Origin of the sequence: Mesorhizobium sp. M7D.F.Ca.US.004.01.2.1, from assembly GCF_003997785.1 — a bacterium.
Classification (GTDB): Bacteria; Pseudomonadota; Alphaproteobacteria; order Rhizobiales; family Rhizobiaceae; genus Mesorhizobium; species Mesorhizobium loti.
In genome coordinates this window covers 1-690 of sequence record NZ_RZRQ01000733.1, presented here as the reverse complement: position 1 = coordinate 690, position 690 = coordinate 1, and the positions used below count along the sequence as shown (strand labels likewise).

At 58.6% G+C, this 690-nt stretch carries 2 protein-coding genes; both read left to right on the top strand.

Annotation, left to right across the window (positions count from 1 at the left end):
• A partial coding sequence (locus EN993_RS36510; RefSeq protein WP_164758093.1) for a Tn3 family transposase occupies positions 1–414 on the top strand: 414 nt, incomplete at its 5' end.
• On the top strand, positions 411–620 hold the full coding sequence (locus EN993_RS36505; protein ID WP_127266290.1) for a hypothetical protein: 210 nt from the start codon (positions 411–413) through the stop codon (positions 618–620). The genes EN993_RS36510 and EN993_RS36505, both read left to right, overlap by 4 nt.
• The last annotated feature ends 70 nt before the right edge of the window (positions 621–690 follow it).

The window sequence follows — 690 nt, the reverse complement described above, 5'->3', positions numbered from 1 at the left end:
CGGATCGAGCGATCGCTCTTCATGATCGAATGGTACTCAAGCCCGGCACTGCGGCGAAGGTGCCAAGCTGGCCTCAACAAGGGCGAGGCCGCGCATAAGCTGAAGCGCGCCGTCTTTTTCCACGAGCGTGGTGAAATCCGTGACCGATCATTCGAAAGCCAGGCGTTCCGCGCCTCCGGCCTCAACCTCGTCGTTAGCGCGATCGTGCATTGGAACACGGTCTATATCGAACGGGCCGTCACCCACTTGCGCAAAATGCATCGCGAGATCCCGGACCATCTGCTCAAGCACGTCTCGCCGCTGAGCTGGGAACACATCAATCTGACCGGCATCTACACCTGGGATGCAGAACATCAGATGCCTGAAGGCTTCCGGTCGCTCAGACTTCCGGCTCGGTTACGCCACGCCGCATGACGTTCACGCTCGGTTCGACCTTAGCGTGTCGCTGGGAACAGTTTTTGTTCCGACCCCAACATTGGCAGGAGCATGCCGACGCATGGCGGCAGGGCTTCGATAGTGTCCCGATGGACGATGGCGTCAAGGTCAAGCCGGTCAGCGATCAAATGGAAGCCGAAGTTGACGAAGCTGCCGTCGATGAACCGCCAGTACCTAACGACTGATGATCCAAGCTATCATGTTATCGTCGGGCTCTCCGTCGGCCATCGCCCGATAGAGCTTCCTAGCTTGTTC

Coding starts and splice junctions, on each gene's coding strand:
- EN993_RS36505 (WP_127266290.1), top strand. CDS start 411: ATGACGTTCACGCTCGGTTCGACCTTAGCGTGTCGCTGGGAACAGTTT.